The sequence below is a fragment of the Actinoplanes sp. NPDC051537 genome, assembly GCF_055586105.1.
This window is the reverse complement of sequence record NZ_JBVJIU010000008.1, coordinates 357,316-383,238: the sequence shown is the minus strand read 5'-3', so window position 1 is coordinate 383,238 and position 25,923 is coordinate 357,316. Positions and strand designations below refer to the sequence as shown.

Sequence of the window (25,923 nt, the reverse complement as noted above, 5' to 3'; positions counted from 1 at the left end):
TTACCGGCGCTACGGTGGAGCTGTTTCCGTTGATAACGCGAAAGGCGTAGCAATGATTATCGTGACCGGAGCGACCGGCGCCCTCAACGGCGCGACCGTCGACCACCTGCTCGAACGCATGCCCGCCGGCGAGATCGCGGTGGTCGCGCGCGACACCGCGAAGGCCCGGCGCTTCGCCGAGCGCGGCGTCGAGGTCCGGCGCGGCGACTACGCCGACCCCGGCTCCCTGCCGGCGGCGTTCGACGGCGCCGACCAGCTGCTGCTCGTCTCCTCGAACGACCCGGCCGCGGACGCGGTCGCCCTGCACCGCGCGGCGGTCGACGCCGCGGTGACGGCCGGCGCGAAACGCATCCTCTACACGAGTCACCAGGCCGCCGCGGCCGACAACCCGTTCGTCCCCGGCCGGCACCACTTCGCCACCGAGCGGCTCCTGGCCGACTCCGGGATCCCGTGGACCTCGCTGCGCAACGGCTTCTACGCCCACAGCCTCCGGTGGCTGGCCGGCCCGTGGCGGGAGACCGGGGTGATCGCCGTGCCCGGCGACGGACCGGTGTCCTGGACCGCTCGCGAGGACGCCGCCGAAGCCGCCGCCGTCATCGTCACCGAGCCGGGCGCGTACGACGGCCCAGTGACCATCACCGCCCCCGCGGCGCCGACCTTCGCCGAGCTCGCCGAGGTCGCATCCAAGCTGTCGGGGCGGACCATCCGGTATCAGCCGATGGACGAGGAGGACTGGATCGCCGCGCGGGCCGCCGCCGGGCAGCCGGAGAGCATGACGGGCTTCCTGCTGGGCTTCTACCGGGCGGCGCGGGGCGGGTTCTTCGCCGGGGTTGACCCGTTGCTCGGCCGGCTTCTCGGTCGCGAGCCACGCGGTGCGGGTGACGCCCTGTAGGAGCGGGTTCCGCTCTCGCCGCCCGCCGTGATCATTCGGGCCCTGCCCTCCTGCTGCGCGCCGTGATGATCAGCCCGCAGCCCGCAGCCCGCAGCCCGCAGCTAGCCCGCCCGCAGCCCGCAGCCGGCCCGCCCGCCGCAGCCCGCGCCCCGCCCGCCCGCAGCCCGGCCGCAGCCCTCGGCTCGCCAGCCGCGGCTCGCCGTCCGCCGTCCGCCGTCCGCCGTCCGCCGTCCGCCGCCCGCCGCCCGCCGCCCGCCGCCCGCCGCGATCATCCGGCCCCCGCCCTCTCGGGTGGGGGTGAGTAAAACAGCCGCCTACGACAACTTCGGCGCTTCATCCACAAGGCCCGGCACGACCCCCGTTCGGCCCATCTCCCCGGGCCGAAAAAGCAGGACCCTCCCCGAACTGCGCATCAAGGTCACAAATCGGGTTAAATTGGACGCGACGCGCCAGCGCGGCGTAACCCTGTGCGGCTCCTGAGAGATAGGGCAGGAACGGGACCACGACGCGCCGAAGGCGCGCCGGGGAAACGGGCCTATTTATCAGGTTCGGCTTGACGACGCACGTCTTACACGCGTGTAATTTCGGTGGGGTTGTGGGTAGGAAGGCTGCGCTCAGTCGCGGTGCGGCGGTTCCGGCCCGCAAAAAACACGCCGCGTGCGTGGGGGGTCAGCGCCGGCAGTGATGCCGGCGCGGAAATTGGGAGGCACGCCGATGGAAGCGCAGGTTGAAGGGGTAGACCTGCTCGGGGACGCGCCCGAGTGGCAGGAGCGGGCGCTGTGTTCGCAGACCGATCCGGAGGCCTTTTTTCCGGAGAAGGGCGGATCGACCCGCGAGGCGAAGCGGATCTGCGGGCGCTGTGACGTGAAGACCGAGTGCCTGGAGTACGCGTTGGGGCACGACGAACGCTTCGGCATCTGGGGTGGACTGTCCGAGCGTGAGCGCCGCAAGCTGAAGCGACGCGTGGCCTAGCGAAACCTAGGACAGTTCGTCGGGATCCACCCCGAGCAGGTTGGCTACCTGCTCGATGATCACATCGTGGACGAGGTCGGCGAGGTCTTCGCGGTCCATCGCCCGGAACTCCAGCGGCCGCCGGTAGAGCACGATCCGAGGGGGAAGCTCCTGCCGGCCGGGCCGCCCGGGCAGCAACCGGGCCAGCGGCACCTCGCCGTCCTCGAGCACGTCGGAGTCGTACACGTTGAGATCGGGCGGAACGTCCTCGACCGCGAACTCGACGCCGGCCAGCTCTTTCGCGTAGCGCCGCTCGAGGCTCTCGACCGTGTCGAGGACCAGGTCGTCGAAGATCTCGGCCTTCGTGCGGGCGAGCGGGACGGTGGCCGGCACCAGACGCCCGCGCAGACCGCGCCCGTGCCGATCGCGGCGGGCCGGGTGCCCGGGGCCGGCCTTGCGGGCCGCCCGGTCGCTCCGGCTGCGTTCGGGGCTCGTGGTCACCCGGCAAGCCTAGTCCTCCGCAGGCGGTACTCGGTGACAGCCACATTTCGCCGCGTGTCCGGAGGGAGATTCGTCCCAACGGGGCGGCGTGTCTGCCCGACCATGCCCGAATCGTGATGCGCGGCGGGTCGGCGTGTCGCGAGGCATCGGCCCCCGCGCGAGCCCGCGGGGCGATAACGTGCCGCCGTGAGGTCCCCACGGCGCTGCTCCCGGAACGGCTGTCCCCGACAGGCGGTCGCCACACTGACCTACGTCTACAGCGACTCGACGGCCGTCGTCGGCCCCCTCGCGGCGTTCGCCGAGCCACACACGTACGACCTGTGCGAGCCGCATGCGCGCAGCCTCACCGCCCCCCGAGGCTGGGAGCTCGTGCGGCACGACGGAGATTTCGCGCCCCCGCCCCCCACCACCGACGACCTGGTCGCGCTCGCGGATGCCGTCCGTGAGGCGGCCCGGCCGCCGGCGCCTCCGCCGCGCACCGACGAGCAGGACCTCCCCGGCCACCAGACCGGCCGCCGCGGCCACCTACGAGTGATCCCGCCAACGCACTGAGGCCCACGGACGGCCCGCTAGAGGCCGATCAGGTGGTGGCGCTTCTTGAGCCAGGGCAGAAGCGTCCGATACGCCGCGATCGTCTCCGGCTGCGCGTAGTCGTGTGACAGCACGATCGCCCCGTCGTGCGTGTTGCGCTCGATCCGCTGGATGACCCGCGCCCGATGCTGCGCCGGCGTCTCGCCCTTGGGGTGCTCCCAGTCGCGCGGGTCGACCCGCCAGTAGAGCGACGACATCCCCATCGATCTCGCGGTCGAGACGACGCCGGGCGTGAAGTTGCCGCCGGGCGCCCGGAAAAACTTGATCTTTGCGTTCGGCGCGGCCTTCCGGATCTCGGCGTTCGTACGCGCGAGGTCGGCCTTGATGGCGGCGGCCGGCTTCTTGCCGAGCCTCAGGTCGTGACTCCACGTGTGGTTGCACAGCGTGTGCCCGCCCGCCACGATCTGCCGTACCAGCTCGGGGTGCTTGTGCACGTTCTTGCCGATCAGGCAGAACGTCGCGTGTACTTTCTGCTGCTTCAGCAGCTTGAGCAGGGCCGGCGTCTGCACCGGATCGGGCCCGTCGTCGAAGGTCAGCGCCACGGCTTTGCCGCCGGTGATCATCCGGCTGCCGCCCGGGCCGATCGGTTTGTGCGCGACCGCCTTCTTCACCGCAGGCTTGGCCTTCGGTTTGGCCTTGGCCTTGACCTTGGCCTTCGGCTTGGCGGGCGCGCTGACGGCCGGCGCGGCCTTCGTCGTCGATGGAGGCGTCGTGTCCGCCGCGGCGCGCCCGGCCACGGCCACGAGGACCATCGCGATGCCGAAGAGCACCAGCTTGTTGGAGCGCGACAACCGCATCAAAACCTCCCCAGGTGGATCGAAAGGCGTCGGCTCGAACGAGACTGCCCGCATCAGGCGGTCGATCGCCAGTCGCCAACGCACCTTCGGCACACTTTCGGGACCTATCTCACTCACAGGGAGGGGTACGGACGGGGCGGCGCCCCCGGATCGATCGGGCCATGCTGGACACATGGAGATCCACCTGCGACCGATCCGCGAGGACGAGCTCGACATGGTGCGCGTCATCGCCCAGGACCCGTCCTACGCGCCCGGCAACTGGTACGGGTTCCGGCCGGTGGCCGGCCTGGCGAAGGAGTTCGCGGAGAACGGCTTCCTCGGCGATGACGTGGGGCGCCTGGCGGTCGAGGCGGACGGCGAGGTCGCGGGCATCGTCTCGTACCTGAAGGGCCACTACGGCCCGCGCGGCGAGTGGTACGACATCGGCATCGCGCTCAAGCCGGAGTTCCGCGGGCGCGGCATCGGGTGGCGCGCACAGGCGCTGCTCACCGACTACATCTTCGAGCACTGGCCGGTCGAGCGGGTGCAGGCCGGCACCCAGCCGGACAACATCGCCGAGCAGAAGGCGCTGCTCAAGGCGGGATTCCAGCTGGAGGGCGTGCTCCGGGCGGCCGAGTTCCGGGCCGGAGCGTGGCGTGACGGCCTGCTGTACAGCCGCCTACGCCACGACCCTCCCCCGGAGTACTAGGAGGCGGCGAGCTCTTCCAGCTCGGCCTCGGTGAGCAGGCGAGAACGGATCAGGAAACGTACGCCCTCGGGGGCCTCCAGCGAGAAGCCGGCGCCGCGCCCCGGGACCACGTCCACCGTCAGGTGCGTGTGCTTCCACAGCTCGAACTGCGAGGACGACATCCAGAACGTGATCGGCTCGTCCACGCCTTCGACCTTGAGCGACTCGAGCAGCACGTCGGACTGGCCGGTGCGGAACTCGCCCTCGAGGTAGCACATCGGCGAGCTGCCGTCGCAGCACCCGCCGGACTGGTGGAACATCAGCGGACCGTGCTCGCCCCGCAGCCGCCGCATCATGTCGGCGGCCGCGGTGGTGACATCAACACGGGTTGCCTTGGTAGCCATCTCTAGAAGAAGCCCATCGCCTTCGGGCTGTACGACACCAGCAGGTTCTTCGTCTGCTGGTAGTGGTCCAGCATCATCTTGTGGTTCTCGCGGCCGATGCCGGACTGCTTGTAGCCACCGAACGCGGCGTGCGCCGGGTACAGGTGGTACGAGTTCGTCCAGACCCGACCGGCCTTGATCGCGCGGCCGGCCCGGTACGCGAGGTTGATGTCCCGGGTCCACACGCCGGCGCCGAGGCCGTAGAGCGTGTCGTTGGCGATCTTGATGGCGTCCGCGTAGTCGGCGAACGAGGCCACCGACACGACCGGCCCGAAGATCTCCTCCTGGAAGATCCGCATCGCGTTGTTGCCCTCGAAGATCGTCGGCTGCACGTAGTAGCCCCCGGAGAGGTTCCCGCCGAGGTCGGCGCGCGCGCCGCCGGTCAGCGCCTTGGCGCCCTCCTGCCGGCCGATGTCCATGTACGACAGGATCTTCTCGAGCTGGTCGTTCGAGGCCTGGGCGCCGACCTGGGTGTCGGTGTCGAGCGGGTTGCCCTGCTTGAGGTTCTCGACCCGCTTCACGCCCGCGGCCAGGAAGTCCTGGTAGATCGACTGCTGGATGAGCGCACGGGACGGGCAGGTGCAGACCTCGCCCTGGTTGAGCGCGAACATCGAGAAGCCCTCGAGGGACTTGTCGAGGAAGTCGTCGTCCTCGCGGTTCACGTCCTCGAAGAAGATGTTGGGGCTCTTGCCGCCGAGCTCCAGCGTCACCGGGATCAGGTTCTCCGACGCGTACTGCATGATCAGCCGGCCGGTGGTGGTCTCGCCCGTGAACGCGACCTTGGCCACCCGGTTCGAGCTGGCCAGCGGCTTGCCGGCCTCCACGCCGAAGCCGTTCACGATGTTCAGCACGCCGGGCGGGAGCAGGTCGCCGATCAGCGACATGAGGTAGTGGATCGAGGCCGGGGTCTGCTCGGCCGGCTTGAGGACGACCGCGTTGCCGGCCGCGAGGGCGGGCGCGAGCTTCCAGGTCGCCATCAGGATCGGGAAGTTCCACGGGATGATCTGGCCGACCACGCCGAGCGGCTCGTGGAAGTGGTACGCGATGGTGTCGTCATCGATCTCGCCGACGGTGCCCTCCTGGGCCCGGATCGCGCCCGCGAAGTAGCGGAAGTGGTCGATCGCGAGCGGGATGTCGGCGGCCAGCGTCTCGCGGACCGGCTTGCCGTTCTCCCAGGCCTCGGCGACCGCGATCTTCTCGAGGTTGGCCTCGATCCGGTCGGCGATCTTGTTGAGGACGTTGGCCCGCTCGGCGACCGAGGTGCGTCCCCACGCGTCGGCCGCGCCGTGCGCCGCGTCCAGCGCCTTGTCCACGTCGGCGGCGGTGCCGCGGGCGATCTCGGTAAAGGTCTCGCCGGTGACCGGCGTCGGGTTCTCGAAGTACTGCCCCTTGGCCGGCGGCACGTACTCGCCGCCGATGTAGTGGTCGTACCTGCTCTGGTAGCTGACGATCGATCCGTCGGAACCGGGCGGTGAGTATGTGGTCATGGCAGCCTCCGCACCGTTGGGGGTAGGTGCCGCCGACGCTAGTTACGGGGACGTTGCAACCGCGTTGCAAGGCCGTATTCCACGGCCAGCTGGCGGACCCGGCTGACGGCCAGCGGGCGGGCGGGGGAGCCGTGCGGGAGCAGCCTCGTGTAGGCCTCCCACATCTCCAGGTCGTCGGCGCCCCACGGGGCCCGCAGCCAGGTGCGCATCAGCGAACGCTCGCCGGTGGCCAGCACCGAGGCGCGCAGCTGGCCGTCGATCAGGCGCCGCAGCCGGGTGACGCCGGGAGCGTCGGAGCCGGGCAGCAGCGGTCCGGCGTACTCCTCGAGGGCCTCCGCCACCCGCCCACGCTCGAGCAGCCGGGTCACCGTGCGGAAGTCGGAGTCGAGCTCGGCGCGCAGCCGGTAGGGCCTCGACTCGAGCAGCTCCGGGCCGAGGGCGCGGCGCAGGCGGGAGAGCTCGGCGCGCACGGTCACCGGGCTGACCTCGTCGCCATAGAGATCAAAACCTAGTTCCTCGCCCGTACGCCCTTCCGGATGCGCCACGAGCAGAACGAGCAGTTCCGAATGACGCCGGCCGAGCCGCTGCCGCCGCCCGCCGAAGGTCAGCGTCGCCTCGTTGCGCCCGAGCGCCGCCACCCGGCCCGCGCTCGCCGGCGGCGGCAGGTGGCTGCCGAGGTAGGCCTCCGCCGCCAGCGCCGTGGCCCGCACCAGGGCGAGGCTGTGCGGGTTGGCCAGATGGTCGCCGCCGGTCACGTCGATGGCGCCGAGCAGCCGGCCGGTCGCCGGGTCGTGGATCGGGGCCGCCGCGCACGTCCAGCGCTGCACCGTGCGGTTGAAGTGCTCGGTCGCGAAGATCTGCAGCGAGTGGTCGATGGCGATCGCGGTGCCCGGGGCGTTCGTGCCGGCGTGCTCCTCGTCCCAGCGTGCGCCCGGCACGAAGTTCATCCGCTCGGCCCCGCGCATCACCGAGGCGGCGCCCTCTACCCAGAGCAACCGCCCGTACGCGTCGCAGACCGCCATGAGGTGGTCGCCGTCCTCGGCGAGCCCACCGAGCAGATCGCGAAAGATCGGGAGAACTCGGGCCAAAGGATGGGCCGCGCGGTACTGCTCGAGCTCGCCGTCGCTCAGGTCGATCGGGGCGGTGCCGTCCGCCCCCGGGAGGGCGTCGGCCGAGCGCTTCCACGAGTCGGCCACGACCGAGCGGATCTGCGGCGGGAGAATGGGCTCGTCGCCGGACAAAAAGCGCTCGTGAGCACGCCCGACCTGTCTGATCCGTTCGGCCGGATCGGCGCCGAGGTCGAGGGCGAGCCACGGGTTGGGCACAGGGCACCTCCAGTCCCCACCATCGTGACCCGCATCACCTGTCTCGACAAGCCGAAGTCCCGAGCATGATCGGTTCACGTAACCGTGGCGGTGCCCGTTTGCCACCCGTTCGTTGCCCACTCTCCGTTACTCTCAGCGGGTGTCCGGAGGTATAGGGGGAGCGTTGTCCGATCTGTCCAAGCTCGTGAAGGCCTACGACGTACGCGGTGTGGTGCCCGACCAGTTCGACGAATCGGTGGCCCGAGCTCTCGGCACCGCCTTCGTCGAGATGCTGCGCGAGTCCGGCGACGACGCCGATCGGATAGTGATCGCCCATGACATGCGCGAGTCCGGTCCCGGGCTGGCCGCCGCGTTCGGTCGCGGCGCCAACGCGGCCGGCGCCGCCGTGGTCTCCATCGGCCTCGCCTCGACCGACGAGCTGTACTACGCCTCCGGCTCGCTGCGCCTGCCCGGCGCGATGTTCACCGCGAGCCACAACCCGGCGCAGTACAACGGCATCAAGCTCTGCCGGGCCGGCGCCAAGCCGGTCGGGCAGGACAGCGGCCTCGTCGTCGTGCGCCGCCGGGCCGAGCAGCTGCTCAGCGACCTGAACGCCGGGGCCGACGGCCCGTCCCGGGTGGAGACCCGCGACCTGCTCGCCGACTACGCCGCGCACCTGCGCTCGCTGGTCGACCTGTCCGGCATCCGGCCGCTCAAGGTCATCGTGGACGCCGGCAACGGCATGGGCGGCTTCACGGTGCCCGCCGTGCTCGGCGACCAGGTGCTGCCGGCGCTGCCGCTGACGATCGTCCCGATGTACTTCGAGCTCGACGGCTCGTTCCCGAACCACGAGGCGAACCCGCTCGACCCGGCCAACCTGGTCGACCTCCAGCGGGCCATCCGCGAGCAGGGCGCCGACCTCGGTGTGGCCTTCGACGGCGACGCCGACCGGTGCTTCATCGTGGACGAGAACGGCGACGCGGTCTCGCCCTCGGCGGTGACGGCCCTGGTCGCCGTACGGGAGCTCAAGAAGTTTCCGGGAAGCACGATCATCCACAATCTGATCACCTCGGCCGCGGTCCCGGAGATCATCACGGAGAACGGCGGCAAGCCGGTCCGCAGCCGGGTCGGGCACTCGTTCATCAAGGCCGAGATGGCCCGCACCAACGCGGTCTTCGGCGGCGAGCACTCGGCGCACTACTACTTCCGCGACTTCTGGTTCGCCGACACCGGCATGCTGGCGGCGATGCACGTGCTGGCCGCGCTGGGCGGCCAGGACCGGCCGCTCTCCGAGCTCGCGGCCGAGTTCGAGCGCTACTGCGCGTCGGGCGAGATCAACTCCACGGTGGCCGATGCCAAGGCCAAGACGGCGGAGGTACGCGCGGCCTTCCCCACCGCCACCATCGACGAGCTCGACGGCATGACCGCCACCCTGCCCGACGGCTCGTGGTTCAACCTGCGCGCGTCCAACACCGAGCCGCTTCTCCGGCTCAACGTGGAGGCGGCCAAGCCGGACAAGATGGCTTCTCTACGCGACGAAGTGCTCGCCATCGTCCGCCGTTAGGATCAGGGGGCTCACTGTTCCGTAACCCCGTAAGGAGTAGTTCGGTGGCCCTCGATCCGCAGTTGTTGGACATCCTGGCCTGCCCGGACACGCATCACGCGCCGCTGACATACGACGCGGACGCACAGACGCTTACCTGTACGGAGTGCGGGCGGATCTTCGAGATCCGTGACGACATCCCGGTGCTGCTCCTCGACGAGGCGCGTCAGCCCGCGGCGGAAGGCAACTGATGGCGGCTCCGATGGACGGCTCGGCCGGGGTGCACGGGCACCGGGTTCCCGACCAGTCGCTGCTCGACGACGAGAAGTCGATGCTCGACAACGACCCGGGCGGCATGCTGCGGGCGACGGCGTCGGCCGGCGCCCAGGTACGCGAGTCGGCCGCGCTGGCCGCCGAGGCCGACCTGAGCATGCTGTCCGACGAGGGCCGCCCCCGGGCGGTCGTGGTCGCCGGCATCGGCACCGCCGGCCTCACCGGCAACATCCTGGCCACGGTGGCCGGCCATCGCTGCCCGGTCCCGATCATCGGGCACCGCAGCGCCGGCATCCCGGGCTGGGTCGGCGCCGCCGACGTCGTCTTCGCGGTCTCCGCCTCCGGCCGCAGCCCCGAGGCGCTCGCCGCCGCCGAGGCCGCGGTCCGCCGGGGCGCCCGGCTGGTCGCGATCGGCAACCCCGACACCGAGCTCCAGGCGATGGCCGAGCGGGCCCGCTCGCCGTTCATCCCGGTGCCGCGCCGCGCGCCGGCCCGGGCCAGCCTCTGGGGCCTGACCGTGCCGGTGCTGCTCGCGGCCCGCGCCCTCGGGCTCGTCAAGGTCAACGAGGCCGACCTGGCCGAGACCGCGACCCGGCTCGACGCCGACGCCGAGCGCTGCCGCACCGGCGCCGACTCGTTCGTGAACCCGGCGAAGTCGCTGGCCCTGGGCCTGGCCGGCTCGATCCCGATCGTCTGGGGCTCGTCCCCGCTGGCCACCGTCGCCGCCCGCCGCTTCGGCGACACGCTCGCCGCCAACGCGCGCTACCCGGTGATGGCCGGCGCGCTGGGCGAGGCCGGCCGCGGCCGGGTGGGCCTGCTCGACGGCGTCTTCGGCGGCCTCGCCGAGTCGTCCCGCGACATCTTCGCCGACCCCGACGAGGCGGAGGAGGAGGGCGCCACCACCCGGCTGCGCCTGGTGCTCTTCCGCGACGGCGGCCTCAACCCCGAGGACGACGCCGACGAGCCGGTGGCGGTCGAGGAGCGCCGGGCCGACGCCGTGCAGACCCTGGCCGAGCGGCGCGGCGTGCGCTGCGACGTGCTGACCGCCGAGGGCGGCTCGGCGCTCGAGCGGCTCGCCTCGCTCACCGCCGTGCCCGACTTCGCGTCGCTCTACCTGGCGCTGGCGCACGGGCTCGACCCGATGGCCGTGCCCGCGATCAGCGAGATGAAGGAGCTGTCCAACCCCATGCCCGAGGGAATTCAGTGAGCGCCGAAGGCGGCACCCGCGCGATCATCGCCGCGTTGGCGGCGAACCTCGGCATCGCGGTCACCAAGTTCATCGCCTGGCTGCTGACCGGCTCGTCCTCGATGCTGGCCGAGGCGATCCACTCGGTGGCCGACTCGGGCAACCAGCTCCTGCTGCTGATCGGCGGCAAGCAGTCCCAGCGCAAGGCCACCCCGGAGCACCCGTTCGGCTACGGCCGCGAGCGCTACATCTACGCGTTCATCGTGTCGATCGTGCTGTTCAGCGTCGGCGGCCTGTTCGCGCTGTACGAGGCGTACCACAAGATTCAGCACCCCGAGGCGATCCACTCGTGGAAGTGGGTGCCGGTCGTCGTGCTGGTCATCGCGATCGGGCTCGAGGGCTACTCGTTCAGGACCGCGATCAAGGAGTCCAACCACACCCGGGGCAAGACGACCTGGGTCAACTTCGTGCGCCGGGCCAAGGCCCCCGAGCTGCCGGTCGTGCTGCTCGAGGACAGCGGCGCCCTGATCGGCCTGGTGCTGGCCCTGTTCGGCGTGGTGCTCACGCTGATCACCGACAACGGCGTGTGGGACGGCATCGGCACCGCGGCGATCGGCGTCCTGCTGGTCGCCATCGCGGTGGTCCTGGCGATCGAGACCAAGAGCCTGCTGATCGGCGAGGGCGCGAACCCCGAGGACGTCAAGAAGATCGAGAAGGCGATCCTCGCGGGCGACGGCATCGAGCGGATCATCCACATGAAGACCCTGCACCTCGGTCCCGAGGAGCTGCTGGTCGCCGTGAAGATCGCGGTGCCGCGGGCCGAGCGGGCCGACGACCTCGCCCAGCGCATCGACGAGACCGAGGTGCGCATCCGCGAGGCGGTGCCGATCGCCCGGGTGATCTACATCGAGCCCGACATCTACCACGAGCGCAAGGCCCCCACGGTGACCGAGGGCGCCTCGGCCGCCGCCGGCTGACAGATTGGTATTTTGTCCGCTATGACCGTGTATCCGCTGACCGGCGTCGTCCGCGATTACGCGTGGGGCTCCCACACCGTGATCGCCGACCTCCAGGGCCGTCCCACCCCGACCGAGGGCCCCGAGGCGGAGCTGTGGCTGGGCGCGCACCCCGACAGCCCGTCCCGGGTCGGCGGCGCCACCCTGGACGCGCTGATCGCCACCCATCCGGTCGAGCACCTGGGCGAGCGGGTGGTCGCCGACTTCGGCCCCCGCCTGCCCTTCCTGCTCAAGGTGCTGGCCGCCGACGCCCCGCTGTCGCTGCAGGCGCACCCCGACCTGGAGTACGCGCGGGAGGCGTTCGACCGCCAGCGGGCCGACCCGTCGTTGCCCCGCAACTACACCGACGCGAACCACAAGCCCGAGATGCTGGTCGCGCTGACCCCGTTCGAGGCCCTCTGCGGCTTCCGCGCACCGTCAGCCGCCGCCGACGACATCGAGGCGCTCGGCGTGGCGTCGCTGACGCCGGTCGCCAAGTCGCTGCGGGACGGCGACCTGCGTACGGCCGTCGAATCCTTGCTCTCCTGGCCGCCGGAAGACCGCAAAGCCCTGGTCGAGTCGGTTGTCGTGTCCGGCGCCTCCGACCTGGCCTCATCCCTGGCCGCCCATTACCCCGGCGATCCCGGCGTCCTGGTGGCGTTGCTGCTCAACCACGTGCGCCTGGAGCCCGGCGAGGCGATCTGGATGCCGGCCGGCAACCTGCACGCCTACCTGCACGGCGCCGGCGTCGAGCTGATGGCCGCAAGCGACAACGTCCTGCGGGGCGGCCTGACCCCGAAACGCGTCGACGTGGCCGAGCTCCTGAAGGTCCTGCGTTTCGACGTCCTCGACGACCCGATCCTCCACGCCACCGAGGTCGCGCCCGGCATCCTGACCTGGCCGGTCCCGATCCCCGATTTCGTCCTGTACCGCCTGGAGCTGGACGGAACCCGCCCGCCGCTGGAGATCCCGGTCGAGGGCCCCCGAATCATCCTGACCGTCTCCGGCGACCTCTTCGCGGGTGAGTCGGTGGATGGGACGCCGGTCGAGCTGACGCGGGGTTCGGTGGCCTATGCGCCGGCCGGAGCTGGGAAGGTCAAGCTGGCGGGTACGGGGCAGGCGTTCGTCGCCGCTGTTCCTGGCTGACGCCTCTTGCGGGTCGCGGCCCGCTGATTCCGCCGTCAATGTCCGCGCGGGGCCTGCTGGGGCCATGAGGGACGTTTGGCGCGTCGCAGCCTTGTGGTTGGCAGCTTCGTTGCGTGCCGCGTTGGGGACGCGGTGCTCGCCGCCTGCGGTTGCCCACCGCGCCTGCGTTTGCCCACCGCGCCTGCGTTTGCCCACCGCGCCTGCGTTTGCCCACCGCGCCTGCGTTTGCCCACCGCGCCTGCGGTGGCGCCGCGCCTGCGGTGGTGCCGCGTCGGGTTGGCGGCCTACTGCCTGCCGCGCCCGGCTCTTGTGGGTCGCGCCCGGCTCTTGTGGGTCGCGCCCCCCTCTTGTGGGTGTCGCCGGGCTCTTGTGGGTCTCGTCTGTAATGCCCAGCGCGCTCGTGAGTCCACCGTGCTCGTGTCTGGTCCCTACCCGCCCACCCAGGGGGGCCGACCATCCCGGAACTAGTGTGCGGCGTTCCGCTGGGGGAGTGTCAAATCGCGCCTGTGGACAACCGCTTCGATCGCAGATCGTCGGCCGGCAGCTGAGGCTCGACGGGGCCTGAGCCAAGTCCAGTCGGAGCGGTGTGTGACGGCCGAAGCGACACGCAGGCGGGGCAAAACCTGAAATTTCCGGATTTGCTTGACAATGGTGACTGCGGAGTGTGAATCTATAACCACGCAGCGTCATTGGTGATCGGGGGGTCCCACGGACGCGCGCGGTACCAAACCGGGGGGATGAACGGGGCGGCGGGTCTAGGCCTGTCGCCCCGTTCGCTATTGGCCGCCTTTCGCGGAACGGCGCGCGGCCTGGGCAGACCTGAGCCGGACAGACCTGAGCCGGGGGCAGACCTGAGCCGGGACAGCCGCGGCGGAGCAAGGCTGCGGCGAGCAGGCCAGGACAGGACCACGGCGGAGCTGAGCCGGCCAGAGCGGTCCCGCGCCGAGCGGAACAAAAAGCCAATCGGGAGCGGTCCCCCCAACCACCACCCCCAGCAACCGCCCCCAGGCGTACGGTAAATCGCCGCCAAATTCCGCACACCAGGAGCAATCGAATGACCAGCACCCTGCCCAGCCGTCCGCGGACGGTTGCTGACGGTGACTTCAAGGTTGCCGACCTCGCGCTCGCCGCGTTCGGGCGTAAGGAGATCGAGCTGGCGGAGCACGAGATGCCCGGCCTCATGTCGCTGCGTGCGGAGTACGGGCCTGGGAAACCGCTGCGCGGCGCCCGGATCACCGGCTCGCTGCACATGACGATTCAGACCGCCGTGCTGATCGAGACGCTCACCGCTCTCGGCGCGGAGGTCCGGTGGGCCTCCTGCAACATCTTCTCGACCCAGGACCATGCCGCCGCCGCGATCGTGGTGGGGCGCGAGGGCACCCCGGAGAAACCCAAGGGCGTTCCGGTGTACGCGTGGAAGGGCGAATCACTCGAGGAGTACTGGTGGTGTACCGAGCAGGTCCTGCTGTGGCCGGACGGCGAAGGTCCCAACATGATCCTCGACGACGGCGGTGACGCCACCCTGCTCGTGCACAAGGGCGCCGAGTTCGAGCGCCGCGGGGCGGTCCCGAGCGCCGACACCGCCGACTCCGAGGAGTACGCGGTGATCCTCGGCGTGCTCGCTCGCAGCCTCGAGGAGGACGACCGGCGGTGGACCCGGGTGGCGGCCGGCATCAAGGGCGTCACCGAGGAGACCACCACCGGCGTGCACCGGCTCTACGAGATGCAGCAGAGCGGCACACTGCTCTTCCCGGCGATCAACGTCAACGACTCGGTCACCAAGTCGAAGTTCGACAACAAGTACGGCTGCCGGCACTCCCTGATCGACGGCATCAACCGGGCCACCGACGTGCTGATCGGCGGCAAGGTGGCGGTCGTCTTCGGCTACGGCGATGTCGGCAAGGGCTGCGCCGAGTCGCTGCGCGGCCAGGGCGCCCGGGTGATCGTGACCGAGGTCGACCCGATCTGCGCGCTTCAGGCGGCGATGGACGGCTACCAGGTCGCGACCATCGACGATGTCGTGAAATATGGGGACATCTTCGTTACGGCGACCGGCTGCTTCAACGTCATCACCCACGAGCACATGGCCCAGATGAAGCATCAGGCCATAGTCGGAAATATCGGCCACTTCGACAACGAGATCGACATGGCCGGACTGACCAAGCGCGCCGACGTGACGCGGGTGAACATCAAGCCGCAGGTCGACGAATGGCGCTTCGCCGACGGGCACTCGATCATCGTGCTCTCCGAGGGCCGCCTGCTGAACCTCGGCAACGCGACCGGCCACCCGAGCTTCGTGATGAGCAACAGCTTCTCGAACCAGACGATCGCGCAGATCGAGCTGTTCACCAAGACCGGGGACTACCCCATCGGCGTGTACGTGCTGCCGAAGCACCTGGACGAGAAGGTGGCCCGGCTGCATCTCGACGCGCTCGGCGTGCGCCTGACCGAGCTCACCAAGGAGCAGGCCGCGTACCTCGGCATCGCCGTCGAGGGTCCCTACAAGCCCGACCACTACCGATACTGAACGGGCCCGAACCCCCGTCCGCCCGCTGGACGGGGGCTCGGTTTCCGCCGGGAGAACGGCGGTTGCCGCCACCGTGAATCCCGTCGTTCATCTTCATTACGGCATGCCCCCTGACCTGCGTGCAAGTGCATAGTGTGCGATGCAAGTTGCAGACAGCCACCGATCCGCGGTTATGGTGGCGGCGTGGCGAGGCCGACTTCCACCGCGCGGCGCGAGCTGGGCAGCGAGCTGCGCCGGCTTCGTGCCGATCGGCGTGCGGTCGATGTGGCGACCGTCCTCGGCTGGTCCGAGTCCAAGCTCAGCCGCATCGAGACGGCGCACACGTCCATCACCGACGATGATCTCGATCGGCTCCTGGCGGTCTATGCCGTACGGACGGAAGAAAGCGACCGCCTCCGTGACCTGGCCCGCCGAGGCCGCGCCCGGGCGTGGTGGACGCCGTACCGGTCGTCGGTCCCCGACCCGTACGACGAATATGTGGCCCTCGAAGCCGAGGCCGTGCTGATCAGCGAATGGGAGGCGCAGGTCGTCCCCGGCCTGCTCCAGACCGACGAGTACGCGCACGCCGTGATCGAGGTCGGCGCCGACGTGGCCGACCCGGCCGTCCTGCAGCGCCGCCTCGCCCTGCGGATGGCCCGCCAGGCCGTGCTCACCCGCGAGCCGCCGCCCACCTTGCTCATGGTGCTGGACGAGGCCGTGCTCCACCGCGAGGTCGGCGGCCGCGCGGTGTTGCGCCGCCAGCTCGCCAAGCTTTTCGCCGACTCCCACCGGCCCGGGCTCGACCTGCGGATCCTGCCGTTCTCGGCGGGAGCGCACGCCGGGCAGACCGAGTCGTTCATGGTGCTCGAGTTCGAGCCGGGCTCGCGTAGTCCGATTGTGCACAGTGAGGGGCTGACCGGTGGTCTCTTCCGGGTGAAGCCGAGCGAGATCACGGTCTATCGCGAAGCCCTCGATGACCTGCGGGAACGTGCCTTACCTGCAGAAGCGAGCCGAACGGCCATCGCTGAAAGGGAGGAAGCGCTCGGCTACGAGTCGGCGTCCTGAGCCAAGAATGGACGTGCTTTTCAATCCTTGGAAGGGGACAGCCATGCAGGACGCCAACATCACCTGGCGTAAGAGCACTCGAAGCGGTGCCGCCGGGCACTGCGTCGAGGTAGCGGACGTGCCGGCGGCCGTGCTGGTGCGCGACTCGAAGGACGTCGACGGTCCCGTGCTCACCTTTGCCACTACCCAGTGGACCGGCTTCATCGCCGGTGTCCGGGCCGGCGAGTTCGACCGGCCGTAGCTTTCCCTCGATCAGGGCGGCCCTCGACGGGGGCCGCCCTTTCTTGTGACCTACCTACGAAAGGTAGGGGGCACTTGACGAGCAGGACACCCGCTTGGCTAAGGTATGCCCAACCTAACTTAGGCACGCCTTAGCTAACGGAGTGACATGCTCGCCACCTACCTCATCGGCTTGCGCGAGGGGTTGGAGGCCACGCTGGTGGTCAGCATCCTCATCGCCTTCCTGGTCAAGTCGGAGCGCAAGGACCGTCTGAAGCTGGTGTGGGCCGGTGTCGCCGCCGCGGTGGCGCTCTCCGTGCTCTTCGGCTGGCTGCTCAGCTACACCGAGACCACCATCCTGAAGGACTACAAGCAGCAGGAGCTGTTCGAGGCGGTCACCTCGATCGCCGCCGTCTGCTTCGTCACCTGGATGATCTTCTGGATGCGCCGGGCCGCCCGCGGCATCGCCGGCGAGCTGCGCAACAAGCTCCAGGACGCGCTGGCCGTCGGCTCGCTCGCGGTCGGCTTCATGGCCTTCCTCGCGGTGGTCCGCGAAGGCCTCGAGACCTCGCTGATCTTCTACGCCGCGGTCCAGGGCGCCGACCTCAACGGCGGCCCGCTGATCGCCCTGCTCGGCGGCATCCTGACCGCGATCGCGATCGGCTACCTGATGTACGCGACCGCGGTCCGGATCAACCTGACCGTGTTCTTCCGCTGGACCGGCGTGCTGCTGATCCTGGTCGCCGCCGGCATCTTCAAGTACGGCGTCCACTCGCTGCAGGAAGCCGCGATCCTGCCCGGCATCAACAACGTCGCCTACCACGCGGGCAGCGTGCTCGACCCCTCCACCTGGTACGCGACGCTGCTGGCCGGGATGTTCAACATCACCGCCGAGCCGACCGTGCTCGAGCTGATCGCCTGGGTCGCGTACGCCCTGCCCGTTTTGATCCTCTTCCTCTGGCCGGCGCGCAGACCCGCCCCGGCTCCCGCCCCCGCACCGCAGGCATAGGAGACCCCCGTGCGCCGTTCCGCCCCTCTGGTCCTTTCGCTGGTCGCGATCAGCGCCGTCGCCGCGTGCGGCGGCAAGAAGGACGACAGCACGGCCGCCTCCGGTGGCCCGATCACGGTCAAGGCATCCGACACCGGCTGCGAGGTCGCCAAGAACACCCTCGACGCCGGCACGCACGTCTTCACCGTCTCCAACTCGGGCTCCAAGGTCACCGAGTTCTACGTGTACGCCGCGGGCGATCGCGTGATGGGCGAGATCGAGAACATCACCCCCGGCCTCTCCCGTGAGCTGCGGGTCGAGCTGCCGGCCGGCACCTACCAGACCGCCTGCAAGCCGGGCATGATCGGGGCCGGCATCCGGAACGCGCTGACCGTCTCGGGCTCGGCCGCCGCGCTCTCCGAGGACGCCGCGCTGGGCCAGGCCGCCGACAGCTACACCCGCTACATCACCTCGCAGAGCGAGGCGCTGGTCCAGAAGACCACCGAGTTCGCGGACGCGGTCAAGGCCGGCGACATCGAGAAGGCCAAGACGCTGTTCCCGGTGGCCCGCACCTACTACGAGCGGATCGAGCCGGTGGCCGAGATCTTCGGCGACCTCGACCCGAAGATCGACGGCCGCGAGGACGACGCCACCGCCGAGCTGCCCTTCACCGGCTTCCACAAGCTGGAGAAGGACCTCTGGGTGACCAAGGACGTCAGCAAGGACGGCGCCATCGCCGACCAGCTGGTCAAGGACGTCAAGGAGGTCGTCACCAAGGCCCAGGCCGAGAAGCTGTCCCCGCTCCAGCTGGCCAACGGCGCCAAGGAGCTCCTCGACGAGGTCGCCACCAGCAAGATCACCGGCGAGGAGGACCGCTACTCGCACACCGACCTGTGGGACTTCGCCGCCAACGTGGACGGCTCCCAGGCCGCCGTCGCGGCGCTGCGGCCGGCGCTCGAGCAGCGCAACCCCGAGCTGGTCAAGCAGATCGACACCGCGTTCACGGCCGTCGACAACGAGCTGGCGAAGTACCGGGTCGGCGACGGGTGGAAGCTCCAGAACGAGCTCACCCAGGAGCAGCTCAAGGGCCTGTCCGACGTCATCAACGCGCTCGCCGAGCCGATCAGCAAGATCGCCGGCGTGATCGCACAGAAGTAGGGGTCATGGCGGACAACAAGGTTTCCCGCCGGCGAGCCATCGCGCTCGCCGGCGTCGGCGTGGCCGGGATCGCCGGGGCTTCGGCCGTCGGCGGCGCGCTGGTCACCTCGGACCACTCCGGCGAGGCGGCGGCGCCGACCTCGGACGCGGTGCGGTTCTACGGCGCGTCGCAGGGCGGCATCGTGACGCCGGCGCAGGACCGGCTGCACTTCGTGGCCTTCGACGTGGTCACCAAGGACCGGCAGCAGCTCATCCAGCTGCTCAAGGACTGGACGGCGGCGGCCGCGCGGATGACCGCGGGGCAGGACGCCGGCCCGGTCGGCGCCACCGCCGGCATCCTCGAGGCGCCGCCCGACGACACCGGCGAGGCGATCGGCCTGCCGGCCTCCGGGCTGACCCTGACCGTCGGCTTCGGCCCGGGCCTGTTCCGCGACGCGTCCGGCAAGGACCGCTTCGGGCTGGCCGCCCGCAAGCCGGCCGCGCTCGCCGACCTGCCGCACTTCCCGGGCGACACCATCGACCCGGCCATCTCGGGCGGCGACATCTGCGTGCAGGCCTGCGCGAACGACCCTCAGGTGGCGGTGCACGCGATCCGCAACCTGGCCCGGATCGGCATGGGCGTGGTCAGCGTCCGCTGGTCGCAACTGGGCTTCGGGCGTACGTCGTCGACCTCCACCAGCCAGACCACCCCGCGCAACCTCTTCGGCTTCAAGGACGGCACCGCCAACCTGAAGGCCGAGGAGGCCGACCTGCTCAAGCAGAACCTCTGGGTGCAGCCCGGCGACGGGCCGGACTGGATGACCGGCGGCTCGTACATGGTCACCCGGAAGATTCGGATGATGGTCGAGACCTGGGACCGGACGTCGCTCGGCGAGCAGGAGGACATCATCGGGCGCACCAAGGGCGAGGGCGCGGCGCTCGGCCAGGCCAAGGAGTTCGACGAGATCGACCTGGTGAGCAAGAACGGCGACGGCGACCCGCTGATCCCGGTCGACGCGCACGTGCGGCTCGCGCACCCGGACACCAACAAGGGCGCCCACCTGCTGCGCCGCGGGTACAACTTCGTGGACGGCTCGGACGGGCTGGGCCGGCTCAACGCCGGGTTGTTCTTCATCGCGTACCAGCGTGATCCCCGGACGCATTTCGTGCCGATCCAGCTCAATCTCGCCCGGCACGACGCCATGAACGAGTACGTCCGGCACGTCTCCAGCGGCCTTTTCGCCTGTCCGCCGGGCGTCACGGGTCCGGACGACTACTGGGGTCGCGTGCTCTTCGCGTAGGCTCCGGCGAACAGAGATCGGTACCGGGGTACGCGGGGTCTGGGAGGACAGTGCAATATTGGACCGCATGAGAGCCCGGGTACTCGTCGTCGATGACGATCCAGCGCTGGCCGAGATGCTCGGCATCGTTCTGCGGAGCGAGGGTTTCCTGCCCTCCTTCGTCGCCGACGGAGAGCGCGCCCTGGCCGCCTTCAGGGAAAGCCGGCCGGACATCGTCCTGCTCGACCTCATGCTGCCCGGCATGAGCGGCATCGACGTGGCGCGGGCCATCCGCGCCGAGTCCGGCATCCCGATCGTGATGCTCACCGCCAAGAGCGACACCGTCGACGTCGTGCTGGGCCTCGAGTCCGGCGCCGACGACTACGTGGTCAAGCCGTTCAAGCCCAAGGAGCTGGTGGCGCGCATGCGCGCCCGGCTGCGTCGCGGCGAGGACGCCGCGCCGGAGATGCTCACCATCGGCCCGCCCGGAAACCAGATCACCATCGACGTCCCGGCCCACACCGTGAGCCGCGACGACGAGGAGGTCAAGCTCACCCCGCTCGAGTTCGACCTGCTGGTGGCCCTCGCCCGCAAGCCGCGGCAGGTGTTCACCCGCGAGGTGCTGCTCGAGCAGGTCTGGGGTTACCGGCACGCGGCCGACACCCGGCTCGTGAACGTGCACGTCCAGCGGCTGCGCGCCAAGATCGAGCCGGACCCGGAGCGGCCCGAGATCATCCTGACCGTGCGGGGGGTCGGCTACAAGGCCGGCACGGGCTGATCGACTCGAGCGGCTAACCTTGCCGCGAGATGCGCGCTCCGAGCTGGCTTCCGATGCCCGTCCGCCGCACCCTGCGGGTGCTGCGGCGGTACCTTCGCGTGCTCGGGCGCCGGTTCGAGCACTGGTCGGCGCCCGGCCGCCGGCAGTGGCGCCGCTCGCTGCAGCTGCGGATCGTGGCGCTGACCCTGGTCGCCTCCAGCCTGCTGGTCGGCGCGTTCGGCTTCTTCGTGGCCGAGCGGAGCGCCAAGATCTTGCTCAACCGCGCGCAGGACGAGGTCGAGTCGTCCATGGCGGGCAAGCTGAAATACGCCGCGTCCCAGCTCAGCGTGCACCGGCAGGCCCGCGACCCGAAGCTGCCGCAGACCATCAAGACGACCGTCGACACGCTGGCCGACGGTGACCGGGCCGAGTCCGGCGGCTCGATCGTCTCGATGCGGGCCGACCAGTTCTCCGACATCGCGGCGTACACGGCGGGCAAGACGCCGACCGACGACCTGATCACGCCCGAGCTGATCCGCGCGGTCTCCCGCGACGGCAAGAAGGCCGAGCAGGTACGCACGGCCGACGTCGGCGGCCAGAAGATCAAATTTCTGGTGTACGGCACGCCGGTCCCGACCAGCTTCGGTCACGTGGAGCTGTATTACATGGTCCCGCTGACCACCGAGGACAGCGCGGCCAACCAGATCCGCACGACCGTGCTCGTCACCGGCCTGGCCCTGGTCATCCTGCTCGGGGTGGTGGCCGGCCTGGTCACCCGCCTGGTCGTGCTCCCGGTGCGGGACGCCTCGCGCACCGCCCAGCGGCTCTCGGCCGGCCTGCTCGACCAGCGCATGCGGGTCGACGGCGAGGACGACCTGGCCCTGCTCGCGGCGTCGTTCAACCAGATGGCGGCCAACCTCCAGCGCCAGATCGTGCGCCTCGAGGAGATGTCCCGCCTCCAGCGCCGCTTCACCTCGGACGTGTCACACGAGCTGCGCACCCCGCTCACCACGGTCCGGATGGCGGCCGACCTGATCTTCTCCGAGCGCGACGAGTTCGAACCGGCCGTGGCGCGCAGCGCCGAGCTTCTGCAGGCCGAGCTCGACCGCTTCGAGAGCCTGCTCACCGACCTGCTCGAGATCAGCCGCTTCGACGCCGGCTTCGCCGCGCTCGACGCCGAGCACACCGATCTGGTCCCGATCGTGATGCGGGTCGCCGACCGGCTGACCGGGCTCGCCGAGCGGGTCGGCGTCACGCTCGAGCTGCGCCTGCCGGAGACCCCGGTGATCGCCGAGGTCGACCCGCGCCGGGTCGAGCGGGTGCTGCGCAACCTGGTCGGCAACGCGGTCGAGCACGGCGAGGGCCGGCCCGTGCAGATCACCCTGGCCTGCGACGAGTCGGCGGTGGCGGTGGCCGTGCGCGACCACGGCATCGGCCTCAAGCCGGGCGAGGAGCGCCTGGTCTTCAACCGGTTCTGGCGCGCCGACCCGTCGCGTGCCCGGCAGACCGGCGGCACCGGGCTCGGCCTGTCGATCAGCGCCGAGGACGCGCGCCTGCACGGCGGCTGGCTCGAGGCGTGGGGCGCGCCCGGCGACGGCGCCCAGTTCCGGCTCACCCTCCCGGTCCGGGCCGGCGATCGGCTGCTCTCCGCGCCGTTGCCGCTCATCCCGCGCGACCGGCTTCCCGCGATCGAGGCGTCCGTCGTCCCGGCCGCTCCCGACGAGACGGCCGAGGTGGTCTGATGCGCCGGACGATCGCCCTGCTCGTCACGATGACCGCGCTGCTGGTGGGCGGCTGCGGCATCCCCGACGACACGAACGTCTCCGTCCTCGGCGAGGGCCCGTCCAACGGCGCCGCCGTCTCCGACGACTCGATCCCCGCCGTTCCGAACTCACGCGGCTCGGCCACCGACGCGGGCCAGCTCGTCCGCTATTACCTCGAGGCCGCGGCGGGCGAGCAGGAGGGCGCCATCGACCGGGTCAAGGCGTTCCTCTCCGACCGGGCGCAGGCCAACTTCGAGGCGGGCCCCGACGTCCGGGTGATCCGGCTCAAGGGCAGCCCGCTCGTCAACCAGGACGACCCCAACATCACCTTCAACGCGCAGACGGTCGGCACCCTGCGCGCCAACGGCTCGCTCGAGCCCAGCACCGACACCGCCACCACCGAGTACACGCTGCGGGTCGGCACGGTCTCGGGGAAGAGCGGCCTGTTCATTACCGAGGCGCCGCGGGTGCTGCTGCTGACCGACACCGCGCTCGACGACTTCTACCAGCGCCGCACGATCTACTTCTGGAACAGCGCGAACACGGCGCTGATCCCCGACCTGCGCTACATGCCGCGGGCGGTGCCGCAGGTGCAGCAGCCCACCACGATCCTGACCTGGCTGGTGAAAGGGCCGGCCGCCTGGCTGGTCGACGCCGCGCACGGTCTGCCGGACGGCACGCAGGCGCCCGACAACGTGCCCGCGGCCACCGACGACACGCTCGAGGTGACGCTCAGCGGGCAGGCCGTGCCCTCCGGCGACACCCAGGCGCTCGACCGGCTGCGCCGGCAGCTGCAGTGGTCGTTCCGGCAGCTCGGCCCCCACACGCTCGCGCTCAAGATCGGCCACGCCGACCCGGTCCGCTACTCGAGCACCGACTACTACGACAGCAACCCGACCGACCGCCTGGTCGACGTGCCCGATCGCTTCGCGATCTACAACGACGCCATCCGGCGGCTGGCCCGGTCCCCGCACGCCGGCGACCCGATCCCGGTCCTCAAGGACGCCGACAACAAGGGCATCTCGTCGGCCGCGATGAACACGTCCGCGACGCACACGTACGCGGCGGTGGTGACCGCGGGCAAGACGCCCAAGCTGCGGGTGGCGGCGGCGCGCAACGGCGAGCAGGCCGACCTCAAGAACGTGCCCGGGATCGTCGGCGCCCTCGGCCGCCCGGTCTGGGCCGTCACCGCCGGCGGCGACCCCTCGAAGGCGATCGGCCTGATCATCGCGGGCGGCCGGCTCTACAGCTTCACCGCCGACGGCGCCCGGGCCAAGCCGGTCGACTGGCCGGGGAACCCCGGCAAGATCACGGCCGTGTCGGTGGCGCCCGACGGCTACCGGGTGGCGATCGTCTCCGGCGGTCACCTCTACCGGACGGTGCTCGACACCGACGGCGACACGATGACGATGGGCTCGCCCGAGCAGCTCCTGCCGCCCACGTTCAGCTCGGTGACCGCGGTCGCGTGGAGCAGCGAGACGTACCTGGCGGTGGCCGGCGTCCGGGAGGACGGCGCGCGGTACGCGGTGGTGGACGTGACGGTCGACGGCGCGTTGCAGTACACGCGCCTTCCCGACATCGGCAACCGGGCGGTCACCTACCTCACGGCCTACCCGTCGAAGCCGGACCGCGAGGAGAACTCCGACTGGGAGTGGTTCGAGGCGCCCGGCGGCGCCTGGGATGTGCTCACCGATCCGCTGAAGATCGCTCCCGCCGATCTGGCCGGGCCGACGCCGAGCCCGGCGGCGGGCATCAGCCCGACCGCGCCGTTCTTCCTGAACTAGGTGCTCGCGCTGCTCGGCGATCTCGCCGATCTGGTGCTGCCGGCCGCCTGCGCCGGCTGCGGGGCCGAGCGTCTCCCGATGACGTACGGCGTGTGCCGTGACTGCGCGACCGGGCTGGAGGCGCTACGGCCGTTCCGGACGGCGCCCGCACCGCCTCCGCCCGGCCTGCCCCGCTGCGTGGCCGTGGGGCCGTATGAGGGCCCTTTGCGAGGCGCCCTGCTCGCGTACAAGGAGCGCGCCCGCCACCGGCTCGCCCGGCCGCTCGGCAGCCTGCTCGCCACCGCGGTCGTCCCGCTCGCGCCGAAGGGCCTCCCGGTCGCGCTGATCCCGGTGCCGTCGACCCGGGCCGCGGCCCGCGAGCGGCACGGCGACCACATGGCACGCCTCGCCGGACAGGCGGTGCGGCGGTTGCGTGCCGCCGGTTGGGACGCTGACGTCATCCGGCCACTCGAAGCGTTACCTCGCCCGGACTCAGCGTCACTTAGCGTCGCCGAACGCCGTGTGGCGGCTGAGAATTCGCTGCGAATCCGCTCCGGGCGAATCGGGTTTTCCCGACACGCGACGCTGAGGAAGTGCACGCTGGTGGTGGTGGACGACATCCTCACGACCGGCGCCACTCTGGCCGCGGTGAGACGTCGTCTCGAGGAGGCGAACATGCAGGTCGCGGGCGCTGCGGTACTGGCCGCCACTCAGCTGCGCAAGGCCGTTTCGCGTGATTACCGCCCAGGGGTACCGAAAAGGCGGAACCTCGGCGATCAGCTATCCGAAACGAGGGGTGACGCGGGAGCATCGGCACGTTAGCGTCTTGGTGACGAGGGTAAGCGTCATCGCCTATCCGCCACCGGGAGCGTGTGGAGCAGACCGCCACCGGAAAGGAGTCGTCTCATTCGCGATCGGTCACGCCACGTAGCCAAGATCCTCGGCACGGCCTGACCGCAACCGGCACACCGCGTCGCAGTTCGGCGCCCCCGGCACCCATCGTCGTACGGGCGCCCGAAGAACAAACGTTGGGGGAGGTCACGAGTGGACATTGTCGTCAAGGGCCGCAACGTAGAGGTTCCCGACCACTATCGGGAACACGTCGCCGACAAGCTGAGCAAGGTCGAACGGTATGACCAGAAGCTGATCCGGGCCGACGTGGAGCTGTTCCACGAGCGCAATCCGCGCCAGTCCGACACGTGCCAGCGGGTCGAGATCACCGTCATGACGAGAGGCCCGGTCATCCGCGCCGAGGCCTGCGCCAAGGACTTCTACGCAGCCCTGGACTGCGCCATCACCAAACTCGACGGACGGTTGCGCCGATCGGCCGACCGCCGCCGTGTCCACCGCGGGCGGCATGCGCCCGTCTCGGTGGCGGCCGCGACCGCGGGCCTGCCCACCGACCTCAGCCTGGCCGAGCAGCAAGCCGAAGAGTCATCCGTCGCCACCGCCCTGGTCGAGCACGACGGGGACCAGCCGTGGCGCATCGTGCGGGAGAAGGAACACCCCGCCGATCCGATGACCGTCGACGACGCCCTCTTCCAGATGGAGCTCGTCGGCCACGACTTCTACCTCTTCCTCGACAAGGAGAGCGGCCGGCCCAGCGTCGTCTACCGCCGGCGCGGCTACGACTACGGCATTCTTTCGCTGGAGGGGACCGCCTGACCCG

The 25,923-nt window shown here is 70.5% G+C and carries 25 protein-coding genes; 20 read left to right on the top strand and 5 right to left on the bottom strand.

Annotated features, from left to right (window positions below; translation table 11 throughout):
* The first annotated feature begins 52 nt into the window (after positions 1-52).
* On the top strand, positions 53-892 hold the full coding sequence (locus tag ACZ6TB_RS22055) for an SDR family oxidoreductase (RefSeq protein WP_465556411.1): 840 nt from the start codon (positions 53-55) through the stop codon (positions 890-892).
* Between the two features lie 714 nt (positions 893-1,606).
* Positions 1,607-1,864, top strand: coding sequence for a WhiB family transcriptional regulator (locus ACZ6TB_RS22050; RefSeq protein ID WP_043522029.1), 258 nt, complete (start codon positions 1,607-1,609; stop codon positions 1,862-1,864).
* 6 nt (positions 1,865-1,870) lie between these two features.
* On the opposite strand, the gene ACZ6TB_RS22045 is transcribed toward ACZ6TB_RS22050, so the two are convergent.
* Complete coding sequence (locus ACZ6TB_RS22045; RefSeq protein WP_184999260.1) at positions 1,871-2,236, bottom strand: metallopeptidase family protein; 366 nt, start codon at positions 2,234-2,236, stop codon at positions 1,871-1,873.
* 294 nt (positions 2,237-2,530) lie between these two features.
* Here ACZ6TB_RS22045 and ACZ6TB_RS22040 point away from each other — a divergent pair, with 294 nt between their 5' ends.
* The gene (locus ACZ6TB_RS22040) at positions 2,531-2,896 is read left to right on the top strand and encodes a DUF3499 domain-containing protein (protein ID WP_020515641.1); all 366 of its coding nucleotides are present in this window, start codon (positions 2,531-2,533) and stop codon (positions 2,894-2,896) included.
* 17 nt (positions 2,897-2,913) lie between these two features.
* Here the strand turns inward: ACZ6TB_RS22040 and ACZ6TB_RS22035 are convergent, their stop codons facing one another.
* On the bottom strand, positions 2,914-3,732 hold the full coding sequence (locus ACZ6TB_RS22035; protein WP_465556410.1) for a polysaccharide deacetylase family protein: 819 nt from the start codon (positions 3,730-3,732) through the stop codon (positions 2,914-2,916).
* Between the two features lie 172 nt (positions 3,733-3,904).
* On the opposite strand from ACZ6TB_RS22035, the gene ACZ6TB_RS22030 reads away from it, so the two are divergent.
* Positions 3,905-4,420 carry a GNAT family N-acetyltransferase gene (locus tag ACZ6TB_RS22030; RefSeq protein WP_465556409.1) on the top strand — a complete coding sequence of 172 codons (516 nt, stop codon included), beginning with the start codon at positions 3,905-3,907 and terminating at the stop codon, positions 4,418-4,420.
* On the opposite strand, the gene ACZ6TB_RS22025 is transcribed toward ACZ6TB_RS22030, so the two are convergent.
* The 3 genes from ACZ6TB_RS22025 to ACZ6TB_RS22015 are packed head-to-tail and all read right to left on the bottom strand — an operon-like array spanning position 4,417 to position 7,654.
* On the bottom strand, positions 4,417-4,803 hold the full coding sequence (locus ACZ6TB_RS22025; protein ID WP_465556408.1) for a DUF779 domain-containing protein: 387 nt from the start codon (positions 4,801-4,803) through the stop codon (positions 4,417-4,419). The genes ACZ6TB_RS22030 and ACZ6TB_RS22025 overlap by 4 nt on opposite strands.
* A gap of 2 nt (positions 4,804-4,805) precedes the next feature.
* Positions 4,806-6,329, bottom strand: coding sequence for an aldehyde dehydrogenase (gene adh / locus ACZ6TB_RS22020; RefSeq protein ID WP_465556407.1), 1,524 nt, complete (start codon positions 6,327-6,329; stop codon positions 4,806-4,808).
* A 38-nt stretch (positions 6,330-6,367) separates the two neighbouring features.
* Positions 6,368-7,654, bottom strand: a complete 1,287-nt coding sequence (locus ACZ6TB_RS22015; RefSeq protein WP_465556406.1) for a GAF domain-containing protein — start codon at positions 7,652-7,654, stop codon at positions 6,368-6,370.
* Positions 7,655-7,817: 163 nt separating this feature from the next.
* Between ACZ6TB_RS22015 and ACZ6TB_RS22010 the strand changes: the two genes are divergently transcribed.
* The 16 genes from ACZ6TB_RS22010 to hpf all read left to right on the top strand — a co-directional run bounded on the left by ACZ6TB_RS22010 (position 7,818) and on the right by hpf (position 25,919).
* Positions 7,818-9,197 carry a phosphomannomutase/phosphoglucomutase gene (locus ACZ6TB_RS22010; protein WP_465556405.1) on the top strand — a complete coding sequence of 460 codons (1,380 nt, stop codon included), beginning with the start codon at positions 7,818-7,820 and terminating at the stop codon, positions 9,195-9,197.
* A gap of 44 nt (positions 9,198-9,241) precedes the next feature.
* On the top strand, positions 9,242-9,427 hold the full coding sequence (locus ACZ6TB_RS22005) for a Trm112 family protein (protein ID WP_465556404.1): 186 nt from the start codon (positions 9,242-9,244) through the stop codon (positions 9,425-9,427).
* Between the two features lie 11 nt (positions 9,428-9,438).
* The gene (locus ACZ6TB_RS22000) at positions 9,439-10,656 is read left to right on the top strand and encodes an SIS domain-containing protein (protein ID WP_465556558.1); all 1,218 of its coding nucleotides are present in this window, start codon (positions 9,439-9,441) and stop codon (positions 10,654-10,656) included.
* Positions 10,653-11,612, top strand: a complete 960-nt coding sequence (locus ACZ6TB_RS21995) for a cation diffusion facilitator family transporter (RefSeq protein WP_465556403.1) — start codon at positions 10,653-10,655, stop codon at positions 11,610-11,612. Before ACZ6TB_RS22000 ends, ACZ6TB_RS21995 begins: the two co-directional genes overlap by 4 nt.
* 21 nt (positions 11,613-11,633) lie before the next feature.
* Entirely contained in the window at positions 11,634-12,776 is a 1,143-nt protein-coding gene (gene manA, locus ACZ6TB_RS21990) for a mannose-6-phosphate isomerase, class I (RefSeq protein WP_465556402.1), read from the top strand.
* A gap of 1,054 nt (positions 12,777-13,830) precedes the next feature.
* Complete coding sequence (ahcY, locus tag ACZ6TB_RS21985; RefSeq protein ID WP_465556401.1) at positions 13,831-15,303, top strand: adenosylhomocysteinase; 1,473 nt, start codon at positions 13,831-13,833, stop codon at positions 15,301-15,303.
* A gap of 183 nt (positions 15,304-15,486) precedes the next feature.
* A complete protein-coding gene (locus ACZ6TB_RS21980) occupies positions 15,487-16,347 on the top strand; it encodes a helix-turn-helix domain-containing protein (protein WP_465556400.1) in 861 nt (286 codons plus the stop codon).
* Positions 16,348-16,390: 43 nt separating this feature from the next.
* Complete coding sequence (locus ACZ6TB_RS21975) at positions 16,391-16,588, top strand: DUF397 domain-containing protein (RefSeq protein WP_465556399.1); 198 nt, start codon at positions 16,391-16,393, stop codon at positions 16,586-16,588.
* 147 nt (positions 16,589-16,735) lie between these two features.
* The gene (gene efeU / locus ACZ6TB_RS21970; protein ID WP_465556398.1) at positions 16,736-17,575 is read left to right on the top strand and encodes an iron uptake transporter permease EfeU; all 840 of its coding nucleotides are present in this window, start codon (positions 16,736-16,738) and stop codon (positions 17,573-17,575) included.
* A gap of 9 nt (positions 17,576-17,584) precedes the next feature.
* Entirely contained in the window at positions 17,585-18,712 is a 1,128-nt protein-coding gene (gene efeO / locus ACZ6TB_RS21965; protein ID WP_465556397.1) for an iron uptake system protein EfeO, read from the top strand.
* Positions 18,713-18,717: 5 nt separating this feature from the next.
* Positions 18,718-19,992, top strand: a complete 1,275-nt coding sequence (gene efeB / locus ACZ6TB_RS21960; RefSeq protein ID WP_465556396.1) for an iron uptake transporter deferrochelatase/peroxidase subunit — start codon at positions 18,718-18,720, stop codon at positions 19,990-19,992.
* A gap of 67 nt (positions 19,993-20,059) precedes the next feature.
* Complete coding sequence (gene mtrA / locus ACZ6TB_RS21955; RefSeq protein WP_203728298.1) at positions 20,060-20,749, top strand: MtrAB system response regulator MtrA; 690 nt, start codon at positions 20,060-20,062, stop codon at positions 20,747-20,749.
* A gap of 53 nt (positions 20,750-20,802) precedes the next feature.
* Entirely contained in the window at positions 20,803-22,470 is a 1,668-nt protein-coding gene (mtrB, locus tag ACZ6TB_RS21950; protein ID WP_465556395.1) for an MtrAB system histidine kinase MtrB, read from the top strand.
* Positions 22,470-24,275: an LpqB family beta-propeller domain-containing protein gene (locus ACZ6TB_RS21945; protein ID WP_465556394.1), complete on the top strand. Its 1,806-nt coding sequence runs from the start codon at positions 22,470-22,472 to the stop codon at positions 24,273-24,275. The genes mtrB and ACZ6TB_RS21945 overlap by 1 nt, the downstream gene beginning before the upstream one ends.
* Positions 24,276-25,076, top strand: a complete 801-nt coding sequence (locus ACZ6TB_RS21940) for a ComF family protein (protein ID WP_465556393.1) — start codon at positions 24,276-24,278, stop codon at positions 25,074-25,076.
* Positions 25,077-25,298: 222 nt separating this feature from the next.
* Positions 25,299-25,919: a ribosome hibernation-promoting factor, HPF/YfiA family gene (hpf, locus tag ACZ6TB_RS21935; RefSeq protein ID WP_465556392.1), complete on the top strand. Its 621-nt coding sequence runs from the start codon at positions 25,299-25,301 to the stop codon at positions 25,917-25,919.
* Positions 25,920-25,923 lie beyond the last annotated feature (4 nt).

Coding starts and splice junctions, on each gene's coding strand:
- ACZ6TB_RS22050 (WP_043522029.1), top strand. CDS start 1,607: ATGGAAGCGCAGGTTGAAGGGGTAGACCTGCTCGGGGACGCGCCCGAG.
- mtrA (WP_203728298.1), top strand. CDS start 20,060: ATGAGAGCCCGGGTACTCGTCGTCGATGACGATCCAGCGCTGGCCGAG.
- ACZ6TB_RS22030 (WP_465556409.1), top strand. CDS start 3,905: ATGGAGATCCACCTGCGACCGATCCGCGAGGACGAGCTCGACATGGTG.
- ACZ6TB_RS21945 (WP_465556394.1), top strand. CDS start 22,470: ATGCGCCGGACGATCGCCCTGCTCGTCACGATGACCGCGCTGCTGGTG.
- ACZ6TB_RS22035 (WP_465556410.1), bottom strand. CDS start 3,732: ATGCGGTTGTCGCGCTCCAACAAGCTGGTGCTCTTCGGCATCGCGATG.
- efeU (WP_465556398.1), top strand. CDS start 16,736: ATGCTCGCCACCTACCTCATCGGCTTGCGCGAGGGGTTGGAGGCCACG.
- ACZ6TB_RS22025 (WP_465556408.1), bottom strand. CDS start 4,803: ATGGCTACCAAGGCAACCCGTGTTGATGTCACCACCGCGGCCGCCGAC.
- ACZ6TB_RS22000 (WP_465556558.1), top strand. CDS start 9,439: ATGGACGGCTCGGCCGGGGTGCACGGGCACCGGGTTCCCGACCAGTCG.
- efeB (WP_465556396.1), top strand. CDS start 18,718: ATGGCGGACAACAAGGTTTCCCGCCGGCGAGCCATCGCGCTCGCCGGC.
- ACZ6TB_RS21975 (WP_465556399.1), top strand. CDS start 16,391: ATGCAGGACGCCAACATCACCTGGCGTAAGAGCACTCGAAGCGGTGCC.
- ACZ6TB_RS22055 (WP_465556411.1), top strand. CDS start 53: ATGATTATCGTGACCGGAGCGACCGGCGCCCTCAACGGCGCGACCGTC.
- ahcY (WP_465556401.1), top strand. CDS start 13,831: ATGACCAGCACCCTGCCCAGCCGTCCGCGGACGGTTGCTGACGGTGAC.
- adh (WP_465556407.1), bottom strand. CDS start 6,329: ATGACCACATACTCACCGCCCGGTTCCGACGGATCGATCGTCAGCTAC.
- manA (WP_465556402.1), top strand. CDS start 11,634: ATGACCGTGTATCCGCTGACCGGCGTCGTCCGCGATTACGCGTGGGGC.
- mtrB (WP_465556395.1), top strand. CDS start 20,803: ATGCCCGTCCGCCGCACCCTGCGGGTGCTGCGGCGGTACCTTCGCGTG.